Raw genomic sequence first — 20,550 nt, 5'->3', positions numbered from 1 at the left:
CCCCCACCCCGTCCACGAAACCCACCCGGCCCTCTACGACCCCCGGCAGGTGACGGAAATGTCCGACAAGGAACCCCCGCGTCGTCGGGTGCCGTCGCCCGCCAGGCCCGTACGCCCCGGCAGCCGGCGCCCGGGACCCGGCGCCCGCCCCGCTCGTCGCCCGGCTCCGCCCCGCGCGGGGCGTGCACCGGGGTCGCGCAGCATCCGGCTCGGCAGCCCCCGCCCCCGGCTCCGCCTGGTCAGCCTCGGCCTGACCCTCGTGATGATCGCCTTCGTGGTGCGGCTGCTCCAGGTGCAGGCGGTCGACGCGAGCGTGTACTCGGCCAAGGCCGAACAGAACCGGTACCTCAGCCGCACGCTGACCGCCGAGCGCGGCGGGATCACCGATCGCAACGGCGTCGAGCTGGCGGCCAGCGTGGACGCGAACGACATCACGGCCGACCCCACGATGTTCACGCGGAAGGCGACGAAGATCTCCGACGCCCCCGAGCAGGCCGCCGCGCTGCTCGGCCCGATCCTCGGCAAGGAACCCGCCGAGCTCGCCGGGAAGCTCCGGACCAAGGGCACCCAGTACGTCCTGCTCGCCCGTCGCCAGACCCCCCAGGTCTGGACGCAGATCAACGACCTGAAGAAGACGCTCACCGACAAGGCCGAGAAGGACAAGACGGCCGCGAACGTGCTGGCGGGCGTCTTCCAGGAGCCCAGCAGCAAGCGGGTCTATCCGAACGGCGACCTCGGCGCCGGGATACTGGGCTGGGTCAACGCCGACGGCAAGGGCGGCGGCGGCATCGAGCAGCAGCTGAACAAGGAACTGTCCGGCAAGGACGGCAAGATCCGCTACGCCCAGGCAGGCGGCCACCAGGTCCCGACCGCGGGCAGCACCGAGACGCCCGCCGTGGCCGGTTCCGAGGTCGAGCTGACCATCGACCGCGACATCCAGTGGGCCGCGCAGAACGCCATCACCGAGCAGGTGAAGGAGTCCAAGGCGGACCGCGGCTACGTGCTGGTGCAGGACAACAGGACCGGCGAGATCCTCGCGATGGCCAACTCGCCCGGCTTCGACCCGAACGACCTCTCACAGGCCCGTTCGGCGGCGCTCGGCAACGCGGCCCTTCAGGACGCGTACGAGCCCGGCTCCACCGCCAAGGTCATGTCGATGGCGGCCGTCCTCGAGGAGGACGTCGCCACGCCCGGGACGCATGTGGTCGTGCCCAACCGGCTGCACCGCGGCGACCGGCTCTTCAGGGACGACATCGACCACCCGACCTGGTATCTGACGCTGAACGGCGTCCTCGCCAAGTCCAGCAACATCGGCACCATCCTGGCGACCGGCCAGCTCGGCAAGACGCAGAAGGAGGCAAACCGGGTCCTCTACTCGTATCTGCGCAAGTTCGGCATCGGCAGCCCCACCGGGCTCGGCTTCCCCGGCGAGACCGCGGGCCTCCTCGCGCCCGCCGAGAAGTGGTCGACCTCGCAGCAGTACACGATTCCTTTCGGCCAAGGCGTGTCGATCAACGCGATGCAGGCGGCCTCCGTCTACTCGACCATCGCGAACGGCGGCGTACGCGTCGAGCCGACCCTCGTACGAGGCACCAAGGGAGCCGACGGCCGCTTCACACCGGCCCCGAAGCCCAAGAAGACAAGGGTCGTGAGCGAGAAGACGGCGAAGACCCTGGCACAGATGCTGGAGTCCGTCGTGGACGACGAGGAGGGCACCGGCACCAAGGCCCGCATCCCCGGCTACCGCGTCGCGGGGAAGACGGGCACCGCCAACCGTGTGGATCCGGCCACCGGCCGCTACCGCGGTTACACGTCTTCGTTCGCGGGATTCGCCCCCGCCGACAACCCCCGGGTGACCGTCTACTGCGCGATCCAGAACGCCACCCAGGGCAGCTACTACGGCGGCCAGATCTGCGGGCCCGTCTACAAGGAGGTCCTGGAGTTCGCACTCAAGACCCTCCAGGTGCCGCCGACCGGGGCGAAGGCCGCGAGACTGCCGGTCACCTTCACGCCCTGATCAGCATCGGACACGTCCGATCACCCGGAACCCCGACGATCACCCGGAACATCGAGCAGGAACCGACTCGTGACAACGACCACCTCCGACCCCGGGGACGACCCTGAGCCCCGCCCCTCGCTTCGCTCAGCCAGGGGTGCGCCCGGTACGCTCACCGCCGTGCCACACGCCGATCAGTCCCAAACCACCCAGAAGGGCGTTCCTGTGACATTTCCGGGGCCGCCGCGACCGGTTCAGGTCTCCGCCACGGACCTGGCGGACCTCGCCGATCAGCTGGGTGTCACCGCCCCCGCTGCGGCCGAGGTCACGGGCATCACCCACGACTCCCGGGCCGTGCGCCCGGGTGACCTCTACGCCGCCCTGCCCGGCGCCCGGCTGCATGGCGCCGACTTCGTGACCCAGGCCGCGGGCCTGGGCGCGGTGGCGGTGCTCACGGACCCGACCGGCGCCGAGCGCGCCGGCGCGACCGGCCTGCCGGTCCTCGTCGTCGACGATCCGCGTGGACGGATGGGCGAGCTGGCGGCCACGATCTACGGCCGGCCAGGCCGCGATCTCCTCCAGATCGGCATCACCGGCACGTCGGGCAAGACCACGACGGCGTACCTCATCGAGGGCGGCCTGAGGACGGTCCGCAGCACCGGGCTCATCGGCACGGTCGAGACGCGCATCGGCGACGAGCGCATCAAGTCGGAACGGACCACTCCCGAGGCCACGGACCTCCAGGCGCTGTTCGCGGTGATGCGCGAGCGCGGCGTGGACGCGGTCGCCATGGAGGTCTCCAGCCATGCGCTCGTCCTCGGCCGGGTCGACGGCTGTGTCTTCGACATCGCGGTCTTCACGAACCTGAGCCCGGAGCACATGGAGTTCCACTCCGACATGGAGGACTACTTCCGGGCCAAGGCGCAGCTGTTCACGCCGAAACGCAGCAAGTTCGGCGTGGTCAACTTCGATGACGAGTACGGGCGGAGGCTCGCCAAGGAAGCCACCGTCCCCGTGGTGACGTTTTCCGCCGAGGGGCACCCTGACGCCGACTGGCGCGCCGAGGAAGTCGAGGTGGGTCCGCTGGACTCGGCGTTCGTCGCGATCGGCCCCAAGGGGGAGCGGATCACCGCCAAGTCGCCGCTCGCGGGCCCCTTCAACGTCGCCAACACGCTCGCCGCGATCGTCGCCCTCGCCGCCGCCGGGCTCGACCCGCAGACCACGGCCGACGGCATCGCCGCCGTACCGGGCGTGCCGGGCCGTCTGGAGCGCGTGGACGCCGGTCAGCCGTACCTCGCGGTCGTCGACTACGCGCACAAGACGGACGCCGTGGAGTCGGTCCTGCGTGCCCTGCGCAAGGTCACCGAGGGCAAGATCCACATCGTGCTCGGCTGTGGCGGTGACCGCGACAAGTCCAAGCGGATGCCGATGGGCGCCGCCGCCGCCCGCCTCGCCGACACAGCCGTACTGACGTCGGACAACCCCCGCTCCGAGGACCCCCTCGCGATCCTCGCCACCATGCTCGCGGGCGCCGCCGACGTGCCGGCGCACGAGCGTGGCGAGGTCGCGGTCTTCGAGGACCGGGCCGCGGCGATCGCCGCGGCCGTCGCCCGGGCCGAGCCCGGCGACACCGTGCTGGTCGCCGGCAAGGGCCATGAGCAGGGCCAGGACATCGCCGGGGTGGTCCGTCCCTTCGACGACCGCCAGGTGCTTCGCGAAGCTATCCAGAAGACCCAGGGATGAACTTGTGATCGCCCTCTCTCTCGCCGAGATCGCCTCAGTCGTCGGCGGGCAGACGTACGACATACCGGATACGTCGGTCCAGGTCACCGGACCCGTCGTCAGGGACTCCCGTGAGGTGGAGCCAGGCAGCCTCTTCGTCGCCTTCGTGGGCGAGCGCGTGGACGGTCACGACTTCGCCGCGCAGGTCGTCGAGGCGGGCGCCGCCGCCGTCCTGGCGTCCCGGTCCGTCGGCGTGCCCGCGATCGTCGTGGACGACGTCCAGGCGGCCATCGGGGCCCTCGCGCGCCACGTCGTCCAGCGGCTCGGTGCGACCCTCGTGGCCCTCACCGGCTCCGCGGGCAAGACCAGCACCAAGGACCTGATCGCGCAGGTGCTTCAGCGCAAGGCGCCGACGGTCTTCACGCCGGGCTCGCTCAACAACGAGATCGGGCTGCCGCTCACCGCGCTCAGCGCCACCGAGGAGACGAAGTTCCTCGTGCTGGAGATGGGCGCCCGCGGTATCGGCCACATCCGCTACCTCACGGACCTGACGCCCCCGAAGATCGGCCTCGTCCTGAACGTCGGCACCGCCCACATCGGCGAGTTCGGCGGACGGGAACAAATCGCCCAGGCCAAGGGCGAATTGGTGGAGGGTCTTCCGGAGGACGGCGCCGCGATCCTCAACGCCGACGATCCCCTCGTACGCGCCATGGCGTCCCGTACGAAGGCACGCGTGATCCTCTTCGGGGAGTCCGGCGAAGCGGACGTACGGGCCGAGAACGTGCGGCTCACGGAGAGCGGCCGGCCCGCGTTCAGGCTCCGCACACCCTCCGGGTGCAGCGACGTGACCATGCGCCTGTACGGTGAGCACCACGTGTCGAACGCGCTCGCCGCGGCCGCCGTCGCCCATGAGTTGGGCATGTCCGCAGACGAGATCGCCGTCGCGCTCTCCGAGGCGGGCTCCCTCTCCCGCTGGCGGATGGAGGTCACCGAGCGCCCGGACGGCGTGACGGTCGTCAACGACGCCTACAACGCGAACCCCGAGTCCATGCGGGCCGCCCTCCGGGCGCTGGCAGCCATGGGTGAAGCCGCACGGGCAAGGGGGGGCCGGACCTGGGCGGTGCTCGGCAAGATGGCCGAGCTCGGGGACGAGGCGCTCGCCGAGCACGACGCGGTCGGACGGCTTGCCGTCCGGCTCAACGTCAGCAAGCTCGTCGCGGTCGGGGGCAGGGAAGCGTCCTGGCTCCAACTGGGCGCATATAACGAGGGTTCGTGGGGTGAGGAGTCGGTGCACGTGTCCGACGCACAGGCGGCTGTCGACCTGTTGCGCAGCGAGTTGCGCCCGGGGGACGTCGTGCTCGTGAAGGCGTCCAGATCGGTGGGGCTCGAGTGGGTGGCCCAGGCGCTGCTCGAGGGTTCCGAGGGTGAGGTCGCCGCCCGATGATGAACCAGATCCTGTTCGCGGGAGTCATCGGCCTCTTCCTGACTCTCGTGGGCACTCCCTTGCTGATCAAGCTGCTTGCCCGCAAGGGCTACGGCCAGTACATCCGCGACGACGGCCCGCGCGAGCACCACGCCAAGCGCGGTACGCCGACCATGGGCGGCATCGCTTTCATCCTGGCCACGCTCCTGGCGTACTTCCTCAGCAAGGTGATCACCGGCAAGCCGCCGACGTTCTCCGGAGTGCTGGTGCTCGGCCTGATGGCGGGCATGGGCCTGGTCGGCTTCCTCGACGACTACATCAAGATCGTCAAGCGGAGGTCGCTCGGTCTGCGGGCCAAGGCGAAGATGGCCGGTCAGCTGATTGTCGGCATCTCCTTCGCGGTGCTCTCACTCCAGTTCGCGGACAACCGCAACAACACCCCGGCCTCCACCAAGATCTCCTTCGTCCAGGACTTCGGCTGGACCATCGGCCCGGTGCTGTTCGTGGTCTGGGCGCTGTTCATGATCCTCGCGATGTCGAACGGCGTGAACCTGACGGACGGCCTGGACGGCCTCGCCACCGGCGCCTCCGTGATGGTCTTCGGGGCGTACACCTTCATCGGTGTCTGGCAGTTCCAGGAGTCCTGCGCCAACGCGCAGGCCCTCACCAACCCGGACGCCTGCTTCGAAGTACGAGATCCACTCGACCTCGCCGTCGTCGCCGCCGCCCTCATGGGCGCCTGTTTCGGCTTCCTGTGGTGGAACACCTCACCCGCCAAGATCTTCATGGGCGACACCGGTTCGCTGGCGCTCGGCGGCGCCCTCGCCGGTCTCGCCATCTGCTCCCGCACCGAGCTGCTGCTCGCGCTGCTCGGCGGTCTCTTCGTTCTGATCACCATGTCGGTCGTCATCCAGGTCGGCTCCTTCCGCCTGACCGGGAAGCGCGTCTTCCGCATGGCCCCGCTCCAGCACCACTTCGAACTCAAGGGGTGGTCCGAAGTCCTTGTCGTGGTCCGCTTCTGGATCATCCAGGGCATGTGCGTGATCGTGGGTCTCGGTCTCTTCTACGCAGGATGGGCAGCCGACAAGTGACCGACTGGCAGGGAAAGCACGTCACCGTCGCCGGCCTCGGCGTCTCCGGCATCCCGGCGGCCCGAGTGCTGCACGGCCTCGGCGCGGTCGTCACGGTCGTCAACGACGGCGACGACGAGCGCTCCCGGGCGCAGGCCGCGGACCTGGAGGCGCTGGGCGTCTCCGTGCGCCTCGGTGACGGCGCCACCCTGCCAGAGGGCACTGAGCTCATCGTCACCACACCCGGCTGGAAGCCGGACAAGCCGCTGTTCACCGCGGCCGCCGAGGCGGGTGTCCCGGTCTGGGGCGACGTCGAACTCGCCTGGCGGCTGCGCGGCCCCGATGCCGCACCCTGGCTCGCGGTCACCGGTACCAACGGCAAGACGACGACCGTCCAGATGCTCGCCTCCATCCTGGCGGCGGCAGGGCTGCGTACGGCCGCCGTCGGCAATATCGGCGTCTCGCTCCTTGACACGGTGCTCGGCGAGGAGACGTATGACGTCCTCGCCGTCGAACTCTCCAGCTACCAGCTGCACTGGGCACCCTCCCTGCGCGCCCACTCCGCCGTCGTGCTCAACATCGCGCCCGACCACCTCGACTGGCACGGCTCCATGGAGGCGTACACCGCCGACAAGGGCCGTATCTACGAGGGCAATCGGGTCGCCTGCGTCTACAACGCCGCGGACAAGGCCACCGAGGACCTGGTGCGCGCGGCGGACGTGGAGGAGGGCTGCCGGGCGATCGGCTTCACGCTCGGCACGCCAGGGCCGTCCCAACTCGGCGTCGTGGAGGGCCTTCTGGTCGACCGCGCCTTCGTCGAGGACCGGCACAAGCAGGCCCAGGAGCTCGCGGAGGTCACCGATGTCCAGCCGCCCGCCCCGCACAACATCGCCAACGCCCTTGCGGCGGCGGCCCTCGCGCGCGCCTTCGGGGTGCCCGCCTCGGCCGTACGCGACGGGCTGCGGGCCTTCCGTCCGGACGCGCACCGCATCCAGCACATCGCCGACGTCGCCGGGGTCGCCTACATCGACGACTCCAAGGCCACCAACACGCATGCCGCGGAAGCCTCTTTGGCGGCGTACGAGTCGATCGTGTGGATCGCGGGCGGGCTCGCCAAGGGGGCGACCTTCGACGAGCTGGTCGCCAAGTCGGCAAAGCGACTTCGGGGTGCCGTCCTGTTCGGTGCCGACCGGGCCCTGATCCGGGAAGCACTAGCGCGACACGCGCCCGAAGTACCGGTCGTCGACCTCGACCGGACCGACACTGGGGCGATGCTCGAGGCTGTCCAGGAGGCGACGCGGCTCGCCCGCGCGGGAGACACGGTGCTCATGGCCCCCGCCTGTGCCTCCATGGACATGTTCACCAACTACAACCAGCGCGGCGACATGTTCGCGGAGGCCGTCCGTGAACTCGGCGCCGCGAGCGCCTGACTCGGCCGCTGTGCCGCGCCGGGAGGCGCCCCGGTACCTCTGGGAGGGACGCGTGACGCCGTCGTGGTGGGGGTTTCGTGGTCGGCGGGGCGGTGCCGATGTCCAGTAACCGCACCGGCCGGCCCCCCGTCCAGCGGGCCGGAAGGCCCGCCGCCTCCCGGCCCCCGGCCGACAACCCCGTACAACGCCTCTACACGCGTGCGCGCCGCGCCTGGGACCGGCCGCTGACCGCGTACTACCTCATCCTCGGCAGCAGCCTGCTGATCACCGTGCTCGGGATCGTGATGGTGTACTCGGCGTCGCAGATCACGGCGCTTCAGCTGTCGCTGCCGGGGACGTACTTCTTCCGGAAGCAGTTCCTGGCGGCCGTGCTGGGCACCATCCTGCTGCTGCTCGCCTCGCGGATGCCGTCCAAGCTGCACCGGGCGCTGGCGTATCCGATGCTCCTGGGCTCGATCTTCCTGATGGTCCTGGTGCAGATCCCGGGGATAGGGGTGGCGGTGAACGGCAACCAGAACTGGATCTCCGTCGGCGGCCCGTTCCAGCTCCAGCCCAGCGAGTTCGGCAAGCTCGCGCTCGTGCTGTGGGGCGCCGACCTGCTCGCCCGCAAACAGGACAAGCGGCTGCTGACCCAGTGGAAGCACATGCTGGTGCCGCTCGTGCCGGTGGCCTTCATGCTCCTCGGGCTGATCATGATCGGCGGGGACATGGGCACGGCGATCATCCTCACCGCGATCCTGTTCGGGCTGCTGTGGCTGGCCGGAGCGCCGACGCGGCTCTTCGGAGGCGTGCTGGCGGTCGCCGCGACGATCGGACTGATCCTGATCAAGAGCAGCCCGAACCGCATGGCGCGGCTGGCCTGCATCGGCGCCACCGAGCCCGGCCCGAACGACACCTGCTGGCAGGCCGTACACGGAATCTACGCCCTCGCCTCCGGCGGCATTTTCGGTTCCGGACTCGGTGCGAGTGTGGAGAAATGGGGCCAACTCCCCGAGGCGCACACCGACTTCATCTTCGCAGTCACCGGTGAGGAACTGGGCCTGGCGGGCACACTGTCGGTACTCGCCCTCTTCGCGGCTCTAGGCTATGCGGGTATCCGCGTGGCCGGACGCACGGAGGACCCCTTCGTGAGGTACGCCGCGGGAGGCGTGACCACCTGGATCACGGCCCAGGCCGTGATCAACATCGGTGCGGTGCTCGGCCTGCTGCCGATCGCCGGAGTCCCGCTCCCGCTGTTCTCCTACGGGGGTTCCGCTTTGCTGCCGACCATGTTCGCCATCGGGCTCCTGATCGCCTTCGCGCGGGAGGATCCCGCTGCGCGGGCGGCGCTTGCGATGCGACAACCACGCTTTGGTAGAAAGCGGGCTGGAGGTTCCGGAAACTCTCGGAGACCTCGGAGCTGGAACACGATGCGACGGCGCGCCTCGGCGGCGCGCTCGTCCGGAGAGCGGTGAATTTCGGTGCATGTCGTACTCGCCGGTGGGGGGACCGCCGGCCACATCGAGCCCGCGCTCGCCCTCGCGGACGCCCTGCGCAGGCAGGACCCGACCGTGGGCATCACGGCCCTGGGCACGGAGCGCGGGCTCGAGACCCGGCTCGTACCCGAGCGCGGCTATGAACTCGCGTTGATCCCCGCCGTCCCGCTGCCACGCAAGCCCACCCCCGAGCTGATCACCGTCCCCGGACGGCTGCGCGGCACGATCAAGGCGGCCGAGCAGATCCTGGAGCGCACCAAGGCCGACGCCGTCGTCGGTTTCGGCGGCTATGTCGCCCTGCCCGGCTACCTCGCGGCCAAGCGCCTCGGCGTCCCGATCGTCATCCACGAGGCAAACGCCCGGCCAGGACTGGCCAACAAGATCGGTTCGCGGTACGCCGCCCAGGTCGCCGTGTCGACTCCGGACAGCAAGCTCCGCGGTGCCCGCTACATCGGCATCCCGCTGCGCCGCTCCATCTCGACCCTCGACCGGGCCGCCGTGCGCCCCGAGGCCCGCGCCGCCTTCGGGCTCGACCCCGCCCTGCCGACCCTGCTCGTCTCCGGCGGCTCGCAGGGCGCCCGCCGCCTCAACGAGGTGGTCCAGCAGGTCGCCCCGTATCTCCAGCAGGCCGGCATCCAGGTCCTGCACGCGGTCGGCCCCAAGAACGAACTGCCGCACGTCCAGCAGATGCCGGGGATGCCCCCGTACATCCCGGTACCGTACGTGGACCGGATGGACCTCGCGTACGCCGCGGCCGACATGATGCTCTGCCGGGCGGGCGCGATGACCGTCGCCGAACTCTCCGCCGTCGGGCTTCCCGCCGCGTACGTCCCGCTGCCGATCGGCAACGGCGAACAGCGGCTGAACGCCCAGCCGGTGGTCAAGGCCGGTGGCGGACTCCTCGTCGACGACGCGGAACTTACGCCCCAGTGGGTCCAGGCCAACGTCCTGCCCGTGCTGGCGGATCCGCACCGGCTGTTCGAGATGTCCCGCGCCGCCGCGGAGTTCGGCCGCCGGGACGCCGACGAACTGCTCGTCGGGATGGTGTACGAGGCGATCGCGTCACGCCGTTAGCGCGTGACAGAAGGCAGGGGACCGTGGCCGGACCGACGACCGCCGAACGTGACGCGCGCGGCGAACGCCGGCGACTTCAGCCCGGCCCGCCCCGGCCACCTCGCCTCAAGAGGCTGCCCCGTCCTCGTACGATCGTCATTCTGCTCGTCTGCGTCGTGCTGTTCGCCGTGGGCGGGGTCTGGGTGCTCTACGGCTCGCAATGGGTGCGCGTGGAGCGCGTATCGGCCTCGGGGATGCGCGTTCTGACGGACGAGCAGGTGCGCGAGGCGGCCGATGTTCCGCTCGGATCGCCGTTGATTTCCATCGACATCGATGCGATTGAGGCAAGACTGCGCCAGAAATTGCCCCGAATTGACTCGGTTGATGTCGTCCGTTCCTGGCCTCATGAAATCGGGCTGAAAGTGAACGAACGCACTCCGGTTCTGGTGGTGAAAAAAGGTGGAAACTTTGTCGAAGTGGACGCCAAAGGAGTGCGATTCGCCACGGTTTCGCGCGCCCCGAAGGGCGTACCCGCTCTGGAATTGACGGTGTCTCAGTCCTCGGCCGCAGGCTCGCGGTCCGCGAGCCTGCGACGCTTCGGGACGGACCGCCTCGTGCGCGAGGCGGTGCGCGTCGCGGGTTCACTTCCGGCCGCCGTCGCGCGCGACACCCGTATCGTCAAGGTCCGTTCGTACGACTCCATCTCGCTGGAGTTGAGCGGAAACCGGACCGTCGCGTGGGGCAGTGCCGAGAAGGGCCGCGCGAAGGCGAGAACGCTGACCGCTCTCATCAAAGCGGCTCCCGAGGCGCGGCACTTCGACGTCAGCGTTCCCACCGCCCCTGCGTCATCAGGGAGTTGACGCACATACGCGCAGGCCAGCACCCTGGTTGGGCAGCGCTACGGCTGATCACATAGGGTGAAAAGAAAAACGGGAGGTTCGGCGTGTTCGTTGAACGTGCGCCACTTGTCGACTTAGTGTCCTGTTCGGAAGAGTCCAAGGAACAGACACACTGGTAACCCTAAACTTCAGCGTTAGGGTTCGGGTCGGCGTTCGGACCGTCCCATTCGGCATCAGTCGTCGGAGCGCGGGCCACCGCGAGCCGACGACACGTAACTCGAGGCGAGAGGCCTTCGACGTGGCAGCACCGCAGAACTACCTCGCAGTCATCAAAGTCATCGGTGTCGGCGGCGGTGGTGTCAATGCCATCAACCGGATGATCGAGGTCGGTCTCAAGGGCGTCGAGTTCATCGCCATCAACACCGACGCGCAAGCTCTGTTGATGAGCGACGCCGACGTCAAGCTCGACGTCGGCCGTGAACTCACCCGCGGACTCGGCGCCGGAGCCAACCCGGCCGTCGGCCGCAAGGCCGCCGAGGACCACCGCGAGGAGATCGAGGAGGTCCTCAAGGGGGCCGACATGGTCTTCGTGACGGCCGGTGAAGGCGGCGGCACCGGCACCGGCGGCGCCCCCGTCGTGGCCAACATCGCCCGTTCCCTCGGCGCCCTCACCATCGGCGTGGTCACGCGCCCGTTCACCTTCGAGGGCCGGCGCCGCGCCAACCAGGCCGAGGACGGCATCGCCGAACTCCGCGAAGAGGTCGACACCCTCATCGTCATCCCGAACGACCGGCTGCTGTCCATCTCGGACCGCCAGGTCTCCGTCCTCGACGCCTTCAAGTCGGCCGACCAGGTCCTGCTCTCCGGTGTCCAGGGCATCACCGACCTCATCACCACCCCTGGCCTCATCAACCTCGACTTCGCCGACGTCAAGTCCGTGATGTCCGAGGCGGGTTCGGCACTCATGGGCATCGGCTCGGCCCGCGGCGACGACCGCGCGGTGGCCGCCGCCGAGATGGCGATCTCCTCGCCGCTCCTGGAAGCCTCCATCGACGGCGCCCGGGGCGTCCTGCTCTCCATCTCCGGCGGCTCCGACCTCGGTCTGTTCGAGATCAACGAGGCAGCCCAGCTGGTGAGCGAGGCCGCGCACCCCGAGGCCAACATCATCTTCGGCGCCGTCATCGACGACGCCCTCGGTGACGAGGTCCGGGTCACCGTGATCGCGGCCGGCTTCGACGGCGGGCAGCCCCCGTCCAAGCGGGACAACGTCCTCGGCTCGTCCTCCGCCAAGCGCGAGGAGCCCACGCCGGTACGGTCCTCCGAGAGCCGCCCGTCCTTCGGGTCGCTCGGCAGCGTCACGCCGCGCGAGGACACCCCGGAGCCCGCACCCGAGCCGGTGAACGAACTTCCGGTGGCCCCGCCGGTCCCGCCGTCCCGGACCTACTCCGACAGCGCGGCCGAAGAGCTGGACGTGCCGGACTTCCTCAAGTGATAGCTCACCGCTTCGACACGAGCACAGCAGGCGGCGCGCACTTCGCCTTCACCGACCGGTGGGGCGGGGTGAGCGCCGTTCCGTACGAGGAGCTCAACCTCGGCGGAGCAGTCGGCGACGACCTCGACGCCGTACGCACCAATCGCGAACTGGCCGCCAAGTCCCTGGGACTCGAGGCGGACCGGGTGGTCTGGATGAACCAGGTGCACGGGCCCGACGTGGCAGTGATCGACGAACCGTGGGGAGACCGTCCCGTGCCGGAGGTCGACGCCGTCGTCACCACCCGCCGCGGCCTCGCCCTCGCCGTGCTCACCGCCGACTGCACGCCCGTCCTCCTGGCCGACCCGGGTGCCGGGATCGTGGCCGCCGCCCACGCGGGGCGGCCCGGCATGATCGCCGGGGTCGTGCCCGCCGCCGTCGCGGCCATGGCCGAACTCGGCGCGGAGCCGGACCGGATCGTCGCCCGCACCGGCCCCGCCGTCTGCGGCCGCTGCTACGAAGTGCCCGACGCGATGCGTGCCGAGGTCGCCGCCGTCGAGCCCGCGGCGTACGCCGAGACCAGCTGGGGCACGCCGGCGGTCGACGTGACCGCCGGAGTGCACGCGCAGCTGGAGAGGCTCGGCGTGCGCGACCGGGAGCAGTCGACGGTGTGCACGCTCGAATCGGGCGACCACTTCTCGTACCGCCGCGACCGCACCACGGGACGGCTCGCGGGCTATGTGTGGCTGGACTGATCGGTCATGACGGAACGCAGGGCACAACTCGCCAGAAATCTGGCGCAAGTTGAAGAACGCATCACGGCGGCCTGCGTGGCCGCGGGTCGCAAGCGCGAAGAGGTGACCCTGATCGTGGTCACCAAGACCTACCCCGCGAGCGATGTACGGATCCTGTCGGAACTCGGTGTACGGCACGTCGCCGAGAACCGGGACCAGGACGCCGCACCCAAGGCCGCCGAGTGTGCGGGACTACCGCTCACCTGGCACTTCGTCGGCCAGCTGCAGACCAACAAGGTGCGTTCCGTGGTCGGTTACGCGGGCGTCGTGCAGTCCGTCGACCGTGCCAGGCTCGTCACGGCCCTGTCGAAGGAGGCCGTACGCACCGGACGCGAGGTGGGCTGTCTCATCCAGGTCGCGCTCGACGCGGACGAGAGCGGCCGAGGTGCGCGCGGTGGCGTGGGTCCCGACGGAGTCGAGGAGTTGGGCGAACTTGTCGCGAAAGCTCCGGGATTGCGACTCGACGGACTGATGACCGTCGCTCCGCTCACGGGACCGTACGCGGGACGTGAACAGGCGGCGTTCGAGCGGCTGATGGATTTGTCGACTGACCTGCGCCGTACTCATCCGGCTGCGAACATGGTCTCGGCAGGGATGAGTTCGGACCTCGAACAGGCCGTGGCGGCGGGAGCGACACATGTACGCGTCGGCACCGCGGTACTCGGAGTCCGTCCCAGGCTCGGGTAACGTCGCCAAGAAGTCGGACCACAGCAGAAAATATGGTCATTACCGCCGAAAGCGGGCATAACGACCTCGTGGATCGCGGGCACTTGGCAATAGTCAGCCGATCCACCACAGAGCGGAGGACTCAGAGCAATGGCCGGCGCGATGCGCAAGATGGCGGTCTACCTCGGCCTCGTGGAGGACGATGGGTACGACGGCAGGGGTTTCGACCCCGACGACGACTTCGAGCCCGAGCTTGACCCGGAGCCCGAGCGGGACCGCCGGCGGCACGAGCCGTCGCATCAGTCGCACCAGCCGCATCAGTCCCAACGGGACGAATCGGTACGAGTGGTGCAGCCCCCGGTGCAGCGTGATCCCGTGTCACATTCCGCTTCGCTATCGGCGGAATCCGGGCGTCCGGCACGAATCGCCCCCGTGGCGTCCATCACACAAGAACGTCAAAGCCTGGAGAAGAACGCACCGGTGATCATGCCCAAGGTCGTGTCGGAACGAGAGCCGTACCGGATCACCACACTGCACCCTCGGACCTACAACGAGGCCCGTACCATCGGGGAACACTTCCGCGAAGGCACCCCGGTGATCATGAACTTGACCGAGATGGATGACACCGATGCGAAGCGACTTGTCGACTTTGCGGCCGGTTTGGTGTTTGGTCTTCATGGGAGTATCGAGCGGGTGACGCAGAAGGTGTTCCTGTTGTCGCCTGCTAACGTCGATGTCACGGCGGAGGACAAGGCCCGCATCGCAGAGGGCGGGTTCTTCAACCAGAGCTGAGACGCAGGACCAGACGGACCGGACAGAGCACGGCAACAGGGGAGAGGGAAGCGCGGATCATGAGCGTGGTCTTGGATGTCATCTACATCGCGCTGATGTGTTTCCTCATCGTGCTGATCTTCCGGCTCGTCATGGACTACGTCTTCCAGTTCGCCCGCTCATGGCAACCCGGCAAGGCGATGGTGGTCGTTCTTGAGGCCACCTACACTGTCACGGATCCACCGCTCAAGCTTCTGCGGCGGTTCATCCCGCCGCTGCGTCTCGGGGGCGTGGCGCTCGACCTGTCCTTCTTCGTACTGATGATCATCGTCTACATCCTGATCTCCGTTGTGAGCCGGCTGTGAACGATACGGTCTTGCCGAACGCCGACGATGCCGACGACTACGTTGAGGTGAAGAGATGCCGTTGACCCCCGAGGACGTGCGGAACAAGCAGTTCACGACCGTCCGCCTCCGAGAAGGCTATGACGAGGACGAGGTCGATGCCTTCCTCGATGAGGTCGAAGCCGAACTGACCCGCCTGCTCCGCGAGAACGAGGACCTGCGCGCCAAGCTGGCCGCCGCCACGCGCGCCGCCGCGCAGAACCAGCAGCAGGGCATGCGCAAACCGCCCGAACAGCAAGATCAGCAGCAGGGACCGCCGCAGGGCATGCGCGGTCCTGGCGGTCCGGACGGCATGCGCGGTCCGGGTGGTCAGGACGGCATGCGCGGTCCGGGTGGTCCCGTACCCGCCGGCATATCGGGCCCGCCGCAGCAGCAGATGGGTGGCCCCATGGGGGGTCCGCCCGCGCTGCCGAGCGGTGCACCGCAGCTGCCCGCGGGCCCCAGCGGACAGGGCGGTCCGCAGGGCCCCGGCCAGATGGGTCAGGGTCCCGGTCAGATGGGCCAGGGCCCGATGGGTCAGGGTCCCGGCCAGATGCAGGGGCAGCTGCCGCAGCAGATGGGTGGCCCGATGGGCGGTCCCATGGGTGGCCCGATGGGCGGTCATGGCCCGCAGATGGGGCAGCCCGGTCAGGGCCCCGGTGGCGACAGCGCCGCCCGCGTGCTCTCGCTGGCCCAGCAGACCGCCGACCAGGCGATCGCCGAGGCCCGTTCCGAGGCCAACAAGATCGTCGGTGAGGCCCGCAGCCGCGCCGAGGGTCTGGAGCGGGACGCCCGTGCCAAGGCCGACGCGCTGGAGCGGGACGCGCAGGAGAAGCACCGCGTGGCGATGGGCTCCCTGGAGTCCGCTCGCGCCACGCTGGAGCGCAAGGTCGAGGACCTGCGCGGCTTCGAGCGCGAGTACCGCACGCGGCTGAAGTCCTACCTCGAGTCCCAGCTGCGTCAGCTGGAGACCCAGGCGGACGACTCGCTGGCTCCGCCGCGTACGCCGGCGACGGCGTCGCTGCCCTCGTCCCCGTCGCCGTCCATGGCTCCGGCCGGTGCGAGCGCGCCGTCCTATGGCGGCAACCAGTCGATGGGCGGTGGCCCGGCCCCCGCTGCTCCGTCCTATGGCGGCCAGCAGCAGATGTCGCCGGCCATGACCCAGCCGATGGCACCGGTGCGGCCGCAGGGCCCGTCGCCGATGCAGCAGGCGCCCTCGCCGATGCGTGGGTTCCTCATCGACGAGGACGACAACTGACGGCCTCTAATACGCCTTAGGCGTCGGCAGCGTTCAGGGCGAGGCCCCCGGATTTCCGGGGGCCTCGCCCTTTTGTGTTACCCCAGCGAGAGTCTGTGCGTGGGTACGCAACGCCGAAGGCCCGGGCCCACCGGAGAAGTTCGGCGGGACCGGGCCTTCGGCTTCGGTCGGCTGGGGCCTACGCCTTGCGGAGGCGGAACGTCAGCGACAGTGCCTCGTCCGTGAACGCGGCGCCGTATGTGTCATCGGCCTCACCCTGGGCGCTGTGCTCATTCAAGAAGGTCGTGGCGAGGACCTCATCGGCGATGAGGCCGGAGTGCTCGGACAGGGCCGCGGCGACCTTCGGGTCCGTGGAGGTCCAGCGCAGGGCGATGCGGTCGGCCACGTCGAGGCCGCTGTTCTTGCGGGCCTCCTGGATCAGGCGGATCGCATCACGGGCCAGGCCCGCCTGACGCAGCTCCTCGGTGATCTCCAGGTCGAGGGCGACCGTCGCGCCGGAGTCCGAGGCGACGGACCAGCCCTCGCGCGGGGTCTCCGTGATGATGACCTCGTCCGGGGCGAGGGTGACGGTCTCGCCGTCGACCTCGACGGACGCCGTGCCCTCGCGCAGTGCCAGGGACAACGCGGCCGCGTCCGCGCCCGCGACGGCCTTGGCCACGTCCTGGACGCGCTTGCCGAACCGCTTGCCCAGCGCACGGAAGTTGGCCTTGGCCGTCGTGTCGACCAGCGAGCCGCCGACCTCACTCAGGGAGGCCAGCGAGGAGACGTTCAGCTCCTCCGTGATCTGCGCGTGCAGTTCCCGGTCGAGCGTCTCGAAGCCGGTGGCGGCGACCAGTGCGCGCGACAGCGGCTGGCGTGTCTTGACGCCCGACTCCGCGCGCGTGGCACGTCCCAGCTCCACGAGACGGCGCACGAGCACCATCTGTTTCGACAGCTCCGGGTCGATGGCGGACAGGTCCGCCTCCGGCCAGGACGACAGGTGTACGGACTCGGGGGCGCCCGGAGCGACCGGCACCACCAGGTCCTGCCAGACCCGCTCGGTGATGAACGGGGTCAGCGGGGCCATCAGCCGTGTGACCGTCTCGACGACCTCGTGCAGGGTGCGCAGCGCCGCCTTGTCGCCCTGCCAGAAGCGGCGACGGGAGCGGCGTACGTACCAGTTGGACAGGTCGTCGACGAACGCCGACAGGAACTTGCCGGCGCGCTGGGTGTCGTACGCCTCCAGAGACTGCGTCACCTGGTCGGTGAGCGCGTGGAGTTCGGAAAGCAGCCAGCGGTCCAGGACCGGGCGGTCGGCCGGGGCCGGGTCTGCCTCCGAGGGGGTCCAGTTCGACGTGCGGGCGTACAGGGCCTGGAAGGCGACCGTGTTCCAGTACGTCAGGAGCGTCTTGCGGACGACTTCCTGGATGGTGTTGTGGCCCACCCGGCGGGCCGCCCAGGGGGAGCCGCCGGCCGCCATGAACCAGCGGATCGCGTCCGCGCCGTGCTGGTCCATCAGCGGGATCGGCGGGAGCATGTTGCCCAGGTGCTTGGACATCTTGCGGCCGTCCTCGGCGAGGATGTGGCCCAGACAGACCACGTTCTCGTAACTGGACTTGTCGAAGACCAGCGTGCCGACGGCCATCATCGTGTAGAACCAGCCGCGGGTCTGGTCGATGGCCTCGCAGATGAACTGCGCCGGGTAGCGCTTCTCGAACAGCTCCTTGTTCTTGTACGGGTAGCCCCACTGCGCGAACGGCATCGAACCCGAGTCGTACCAGGCGTCGATGACCTCCGGTACGCGCGTGGCCGTCTTCGCACACTGCGGGCACGCGAAGGTGACCTCGTCGATGAACGGGCGGTGCGGGTCGAGGGCCGACTGGTCCGTGCCGGTCAGTTCGCTCAGCTCGGCCCGGGAGCCGACGCAGGTGAGGTGGTCGTCCTCGCAGCGCCAGACGGGCAGCGGCGTGCCCCAGTAGCGGTTGCGGGACAGGGCCCAGTCGATGTTGTTGTTCAGCCAGTCGCCGTAGCGGCCGTGCTTGACCGTCTCCGGGTACCAGTTGGTCTTCTCGTTCTCCTGGAGGAGGCGGTCCTTGATGGCTGTCGTCCGGATGTACCAGGACGGCTGCGCGTAGTAGAGGAGCGCGGTGTGGCAGCGCCAGCAGTGCGGGTAGCTGTGCTCGTACGGGATGTGCTTGAAGAGCCGGCCGCGCTCCTGGAGGTCCGCGACCAGCTTTTCGTCCGCCTTCTTGAAGAAGACGCCGCCTACGAGGGGGACGTCCTCCTCGAACGTGCCGTCCGGGCGGACCGGGTTCACGACGGGCAGCCCGTACGCACGGCACACCTTGAGGTCGTCCTCACCGAAAGCGGGGGACTGGTGGACCAGACCCGTACCGTCCTCGGTCGTGACGTATTCGGCGTTTACCACGTAGTGGGCTTCTGCCGGGCTGTGCCCATTGGTTCCCTCGCTGACGCTCGGGAACTCAACCAGCTCGAACGGACGTTGATACGTCCAGCGCTCCATCTCGGCGCCGGTGAACGTCTGGCCGGTGGGCTCCCAGCCCTCGCCGAGGGCCTTCTCCACGAGGGGCTGCGCGACGACGAGCTGCTCCTCGCCGTTCGTCGCCACCACGTAGGTCACCTCGGGGTGCGCGGCGACGGCCGTGTTGGAGACCAGGGTCCAGGGGGTCGTCGTCCAGACCAGGAGGGCGGCCTCGCCCGCGAGCGGACCGGAGGTGAGCGGGAAACGGACGTACACCGAGGGGTCGACGACCGTCTCGTAGCCCTGCGCCAGCTCGTGGTCCGACAGGCCCGTGCCGCAGCGCGGACACCAGGGGGCGACGCGGTGGTCCTGGACCAGCAGGCCCTTGTTGAAGACCTCCTTGAGCGACCACCAGACCGATTCGACGTACTCCGGGTCCATCGTGCGGTACGGGTCGCTGAGGTCGGTCCAGTACCCCATGCGGGTCGTGAGCTCTTCGAAGGCGTCGGTGTGGCGGGTCACGGACTCGCGGCACTTGGCGTTGAACTCGGCGATGCCGTACGCCTCGATGTCCTTCTTGCCGTTGAAGCCGAGCTCCTTCTCGACCGCCAGCTCCACGGGCAGGCCGTGGCAGTCCCAGCCGGCCTTGCGGGCCACGTGGTAGCCGCGCATGGTGCGGAAGCGCGGGAAGACGTCCTTGAAGACGCGGGCCTCGATGTGGTGCGTGCCCGGCATGCCGTTGGCCGTGGGCGGGCCCTCGAAGAACACCCACTCGGGACGGCCCTCGGACTGCTCCAGGCTCTTGGCGAAGATCTTCTGCTCGCGCCAGAAGTCGAGCACGGCGTGCTCGAGGGCGGGCAGGTCGACCTGGGCGGGCACCTGGCGGTACTGCGTCGGTTTCATCGGCGAGCTTCCTCCGGCGGACTTTCTGCCTTCCGTCGGAGGGACGAGAGTCGTGTTGCCCTACGCCATATGCGGCGCGCTCCCGCGGTACCACCCTCCTTGGCCCTCCGGAGCGCTGTGTGCTCCGGTGAGCCCCCTCATTGGGGTCGCGATGCCAGGTCTACTCACCGCGGCTGGGATGCTGCGGCTTTCTTCCGGCGGCTCCGGGGTGATCTTCGCGTCGCGCTCGCCCCCGGGCTCGCACCGTCCCCGGGTCGCTCATGGCTGCGTACGTCGCTACTCGTCCCCATCCACGCTTTTCGCTCCGCCCAGTGTACGGCGCCGGACAGACAGCGGCCGACCGGTTTTCCGGGACCCTTGGGCATGGGTCGACGGGGCGTGGGGGAGCCGTACGGACTGACCCGAATGGCCAGGCGCCGGCGTTCGCGTCCTTGGACGTCCGGCTCGGCGGATTACCTGGCGGGGAGCTGGGCACAACGCTTGCAGGCTCGCCGCGTGGCGCCTGAGAGGTGGGTGAATCGGGCAGCGTGCCCCGTTGCCGCGGGCCGGAAGTCGATTTATCGTCCCAGCACGATTCGCGCGCAAGATCACAATATGTGAAAGGGCCGTGGCCATGGTGGCGAAGAAGACGGCCGTACCGCAGTCGGCGTCCGGCAGATCCACGGGGACGGCAGGCGGTGCCGGGGCGACGGCCAAGGATGTGAGCGGCAAGAAGAGCACGCGGGGTGCCGTGAAGACGGCGAAGCCGGTGAAGACGGTGAAGACGGTCCGGGGTGGTTCCAGCGGCGGGGTTCGTGCCGGCGCCCGGGCCGGTGGGGCTGCAGGGGTTGCTGGG

15 protein-coding genes and 1 pseudogene are annotated in these 20,550 nt (G+C 69.4%); 15 read left to right on the top strand and 1 reads right to left on the bottom strand.

The window, feature by feature from the left end:
* Positions 1 to 58: 58 nt before the first annotated feature.
* From G5C60_RS38580 to G5C60_RS38515, 14 genes are all read left to right on the top strand, one after another.
* A complete protein-coding gene (locus G5C60_RS38580; RefSeq protein ID WP_165266705.1) occupies positions 59 to 2,017 on the top strand; it encodes a peptidoglycan D,D-transpeptidase FtsI family protein in 1,959 nt (652 codons plus the stop codon).
* A 204-nt stretch (positions 2,018 to 2,221) separates the two neighbouring features.
* On the top strand, positions 2,222 to 3,739 hold the full coding sequence (locus tag G5C60_RS38575; RefSeq protein ID WP_165266703.1) for a UDP-N-acetylmuramoyl-L-alanyl-D-glutamate--2,6-diaminopimelate ligase: 1,518 nt from the start codon (positions 2,222 to 2,224) through the stop codon (positions 3,737 to 3,739).
* 4 nt (positions 3,740 to 3,743) lie between these two features.
* On the top strand, positions 3,744 to 5,162 hold the full coding sequence (locus G5C60_RS38570; protein ID WP_165266701.1) for a UDP-N-acetylmuramoyl-tripeptide--D-alanyl-D-alanine ligase: 1,419 nt from the start codon (positions 3,744 to 3,746) through the stop codon (positions 5,160 to 5,162).
* Positions 5,159 to 6,232 carry a phospho-N-acetylmuramoyl-pentapeptide-transferase gene (gene mraY, locus G5C60_RS38565; RefSeq protein ID WP_165266699.1) on the top strand — a complete coding sequence of 358 codons (1,074 nt, stop codon included), beginning with the start codon at positions 5,159 to 5,161 and terminating at the stop codon, positions 6,230 to 6,232. The genes G5C60_RS38570 and mraY overlap by 4 nt, the downstream gene beginning before the upstream one ends.
* The gene (murD, locus tag G5C60_RS38560; RefSeq protein WP_165266697.1) at positions 6,214 to 7,641 is read left to right on the top strand and encodes a UDP-N-acetylmuramoyl-L-alanine--D-glutamate ligase; all 1,428 of its coding nucleotides are present in this window, start codon (positions 6,214 to 6,216) and stop codon (positions 7,639 to 7,641) included. Before mraY ends, murD begins: the two co-directional genes overlap by 19 nt.
* Positions 7,642 to 7,739: 98 nt before the next feature.
* Complete coding sequence (ftsW, locus tag G5C60_RS38555; RefSeq protein ID WP_165266695.1) at positions 7,740 to 9,095, top strand: putative lipid II flippase FtsW; 1,356 nt, start codon at positions 7,740 to 7,742, stop codon at positions 9,093 to 9,095.
* A gap of 6 nt (positions 9,096 to 9,101) precedes the next feature.
* Positions 9,102 to 10,190, top strand: coding sequence for an undecaprenyldiphospho-muramoylpentapeptide beta-N-acetylglucosaminyltransferase (gene murG, locus G5C60_RS38550; RefSeq protein ID WP_165266693.1), 1,089 nt, complete (start codon positions 9,102 to 9,104; stop codon positions 10,188 to 10,190).
* 23 nt (positions 10,191 to 10,213) lie between these two features.
* On the top strand, positions 10,214 to 11,029 hold the full coding sequence (locus G5C60_RS38545; RefSeq protein ID WP_165266691.1) for an FtsQ-type POTRA domain-containing protein: 816 nt from the start codon (positions 10,214 to 10,216) through the stop codon (positions 11,027 to 11,029).
* A gap of 277 nt (positions 11,030 to 11,306) precedes the next feature.
* Positions 11,307 to 12,500, top strand: coding sequence for a cell division protein FtsZ (ftsZ, locus tag G5C60_RS38540; RefSeq protein WP_165266689.1), 1,194 nt, complete (start codon positions 11,307 to 11,309; stop codon positions 12,498 to 12,500).
* Positions 12,500 to 13,234: a peptidoglycan editing factor PgeF gene (gene pgeF / locus G5C60_RS38535; protein WP_165266707.1), complete on the top strand. Its 735-nt coding sequence runs from the start codon at positions 12,500 to 12,502 to the stop codon at positions 13,232 to 13,234. The genes ftsZ and pgeF overlap by 1 nt, the downstream gene beginning before the upstream one ends.
* A 6-nt stretch (positions 13,235 to 13,240) precedes the next feature.
* Complete coding sequence (locus tag G5C60_RS38530) at positions 13,241 to 13,960, top strand: YggS family pyridoxal phosphate-dependent enzyme (RefSeq protein ID WP_165266687.1); 720 nt, start codon at positions 13,241 to 13,243, stop codon at positions 13,958 to 13,960.
* A 129-nt stretch (positions 13,961 to 14,089) separates the two neighbouring features.
* The gene (locus G5C60_RS38525) at positions 14,090 to 14,731 is read left to right on the top strand and encodes a cell division protein SepF (RefSeq protein ID WP_165266685.1); all 642 of its coding nucleotides are present in this window, start codon (positions 14,090 to 14,092) and stop codon (positions 14,729 to 14,731) included.
* 59 nt (positions 14,732 to 14,790) lie between these two features.
* Positions 14,791 to 15,075, top strand: a complete 285-nt coding sequence (locus G5C60_RS38520; RefSeq protein ID WP_030596379.1) for a YggT family protein — start codon at positions 14,791 to 14,793, stop codon at positions 15,073 to 15,075.
* A gap of 55 nt (positions 15,076 to 15,130) precedes the next feature.
* Complete coding sequence (locus tag G5C60_RS38515; protein ID WP_165266683.1) at positions 15,131 to 16,351, top strand: DivIVA domain-containing protein; 1,221 nt, start codon at positions 15,131 to 15,133, stop codon at positions 16,349 to 16,351.
* Between the two features lie 178 nt (positions 16,352 to 16,529).
* On the opposite strand, the gene ileS is transcribed toward G5C60_RS38515, so the two are convergent.
* Entirely contained in the window at positions 16,530 to 19,715 is a 3,186-nt protein-coding gene (gene ileS / locus G5C60_RS38510; protein ID WP_165266681.1) for an isoleucine--tRNA ligase, read from the bottom strand.
* Between the two features lie 613 nt (positions 19,716 to 20,328).
* Between ileS and G5C60_RS51305 the strand changes: the two are divergent.
* A pseudogene (locus G5C60_RS51305) lies at positions 20,329 to 20,550 on the top strand (TraR/DksA family transcriptional regulator); the annotation flags it as partial.

The organism is Streptomyces scabichelini (genome assembly GCF_011045015.1).
GTDB lineage: Bacteria > Actinomycetota > Actinomycetes > Streptomycetales > Streptomycetaceae > Streptomyces > Streptomyces scabichelini.
Note: the sequence above shows the minus strand (reverse complement) of the source record. Positions and strands in the feature narration are given on the sequence as shown.